The 2356-nt window shown below is 58.8% G+C and carries 4 protein-coding genes; 1 reads left to right on the top strand and 3 read right to left on the bottom strand.

What is annotated here, in order from left to right:
- A partial coding sequence (locus tag ACH2EH_RS02040; RefSeq protein ID WP_395138378.1) for a Gfo/Idh/MocA family protein occupies positions 1–472 on the bottom strand: 472 nt, incomplete at its 3' end.
- A gap of 174 nt (positions 473–646) precedes the next feature.
- Between ACH2EH_RS02040 and ACH2EH_RS02035 the strand changes: the two genes are divergently transcribed.
- Complete coding sequence (locus tag ACH2EH_RS02035; protein WP_395138376.1) at positions 647–1357, top strand: hypothetical protein; 711 nt, start codon at positions 647–649, stop codon at positions 1355–1357.
- A 1-nt stretch (position 1358) separates the two neighbouring features.
- Here ACH2EH_RS02035 and ACH2EH_RS02030 read toward each other — a convergent pair whose 3' ends face one another.
- Together ACH2EH_RS02030 and ACH2EH_RS02025 are read right to left on the bottom strand one after the other, a co-directional pair.
- Positions 1359–2012 carry a cyclase family protein gene (locus tag ACH2EH_RS02030; protein WP_395138373.1) on the bottom strand — a complete coding sequence of 218 codons (654 nt, stop codon included), beginning with the start codon at positions 2010–2012 and terminating at the stop codon, positions 1359–1361.
- Positions 2013–2070: 58 nt separating this feature from the next.
- On the bottom strand, positions 2071–2356 hold a 286-nt coding region (locus ACH2EH_RS02025), incomplete at its 5' end, for a GNAT family N-acetyltransferase (RefSeq protein WP_395138371.1).

Genomic DNA, 2356 nt, shown 5'->3' with positions numbered 1-2356 from the left:
CGCCCGCCACGGCCCAAGAAAGCTTGCCCAGGCCACCACTCTGGATAATCTCACGGATCTTATGGTTCGTGGGGCGTAGCATCTGCCCGGGCGACGCCACTAAGTGCACGCCTTTAGCCTGTGCCCGTGCGATCAGATCCAGTGCCTCGCCGCTGGTGACCGTCATGGTCTTGTTGAAGTGGATGTGCTTACCGGCTTCAATGGCCTTGATGCCCTGATTGTAGTGCAGCCCAATCGGGGAGCAGATGATCACGAGGTCCACGTTCGGATTCGCGAAGAGCTCGTCCTCGGTTTCGTAGGCTTTTGCGACACCGTACTTATCCGCAGCGGCTTGTGCGCGGCCCGGCGCGGGGTCGCAGCAGGCGGCGAGGTGCACTTGATCTTGCACATCCTCCAGAACCAGATGATCCAGAGCGCCCCGAATGCCAATACTGCCACACCCGACGACGCCGATTCCAACACGTTTGCTCATTTGCTATTTCTCTCCTGTGGCAGAGCACACCTGGCCCCACCCGATCTCGTTTCGCCAACAAGCAAGCGGATTCCTTCCCCGCAGAGCTACGGGATCCTATTGAAAAGCTATGCTTCGGCACAGCTCTTGCCTACATTTAAATCTCTAAAACGCCAATGAGAAGAGGGAAGCACTATGAAAACACTGACTGAGCGACTACGGGATTTTGTTGGAAAGGGAAATGCCACGGAGGCGGTAGGTTCCCTCGAAAAAGCGCCGATTGTGCCTCCCTTGCCACCCGCTCCTGTCTCTGTTCCTCTCCCTACAACCACCAGCCCTATGGGAGCAAGCGTCACCGTTGAGGCCGCCTACTCGATGCTCCACGCTTTTCCCAAGGACACCGACGATGCCCAGAGATTTCCGGCACTACGTTCGGCACTGGCGGCGACACAGGAGAATAAGAGCCAAACACTTCAGCAGCTTCTTGCCGAAGTGCTTCAGGAAAAAGCGCGCATTGCGAGTGTCCTTCAGAACCAGAATGTGAACTTCGATCTCCAGCAAGCCAAGATTACGGAGGCCGTGGACGCGCTCTGGGGAAAACGCGAAAAGCTCACTGAGCACCACCAGCGCATCACACTTCAGGGCAATGAGAGAATCGAAGGGCTGGATCAGCTCATTCAGTGCCTCTCGCTCACCGACGAGGCCACTCAGGAGCCGCTCCCACAGACATCTGTCGTGGTTCGCACATCGATGATGGAGCTACGGCCTCTGGGAGAGAGCCCGCAAGCCGCTGAGGAGACTGTGGTGGAGAAGAGTGCCAATGTGAGTGTAACTGAAAAGAGCGCGGCTGCCACAGAGCCGCGCCCCAACAACCCCCGCAAGCTCTACTCACGGCCTGCTGCGTGAACTAGCCGACCAGCGCGCCTTCGGGCAGGAGCACCGCGCGGCAGGGAGCGCCATCGGTGGGCAGGCTCAGCGGCAGGCAGACCAGTGTGTAGGCTCCCGCCGCGACCCCGCGCAGGTCCAGCCCCTCCACGATAATCACCGCCGGGCCCAGAAGCGCCCGGTGGGTCTCGGGGTTTCCGCCATAAAACGGCCCAATCGAGAGGTAGTCAATGCCGATGAGCTTTAGCCCGCGCTCGACCAAGAACTGCGCAGCGTCCTCGGTAATCCCGACATAGTTCGAGAAAAAGCGCGACTCCTCCAGCTTGCCATCGTGGATCGTGCAGTGAAGCAGCAGCCGTGTGATCGGAGTGGGAAGGTTCTGTGCCTCGAACCAGGTTTTATCCAGCGGGCCGTCGCCGTCGTAGTGCACCACGTGGCAGGTACCAATGAGCATGTTGAGATCCAGCTTGTCTACCAATCCGCCGCCCGCGATAAAGTGCCGTGGCGCATCCAAGTGCGTCCCCGTGTGGCACCCAATCGCCATGTCCGTCACCTGCACACCGTCGCCTGCCTCATGGCTCTTGACGATGCTCAGTTTCACCGGCTCATGCCCCGGCCAGACCGGAAAGCCCTCACGCAGTGGATACGAAATATCACAAATATCTAAGTGGTTCATGAGAAAGACAGTTCGACAAGGGGCGCGGGAATCCTGTGTAAAGCTTTTGGTAATTTTTCTAGCCGAGGTGTCGCTGGAAAATACTGACATCCACATCACGTCCAAACTTCTCGCCGACGCGCTCTAGGGTTCCGATCAGGCGAAAGCCTAGCTTCTCATGCAGGCTGATCGAGGGCAGATTATCGGTGGAGATGAGCGCGACAATGGTTCGGATATGGCGCTGTGGGGCATCGTCGAGAAGTGCCTGCAAGAGTGCTTCCCCGATCCCCTGGCCCTGCGCACGCGTGTCCACATACACCGAGTTCTCCGCCGTGCCCCGGTAGCCCGGCTTGGCATTATAGGGC

The organism is Armatimonas sp. (assembly GCF_043760365.1).
Lineage (GTDB): Bacteria > Armatimonadota > Armatimonadia > Armatimonadales > Armatimonadaceae > Armatimonas.
Note: the sequence above shows the minus strand (reverse complement) of the source record. Positions and strands in the feature narration are given on the sequence as shown.

Coding starts and splice junctions, on each gene's coding strand:
- ACH2EH_RS02035 (WP_395138376.1), top strand. CDS start 647: ATGAAAACACTGACTGAGCGACTACGGGATTTTGTTGGAAAGGGAAAT.
- ACH2EH_RS02030 (WP_395138373.1), bottom strand. CDS start 2,012: ATGAACCACTTAGATATTTGTGATATTTCGTATCCACTGCGTGAGGGC.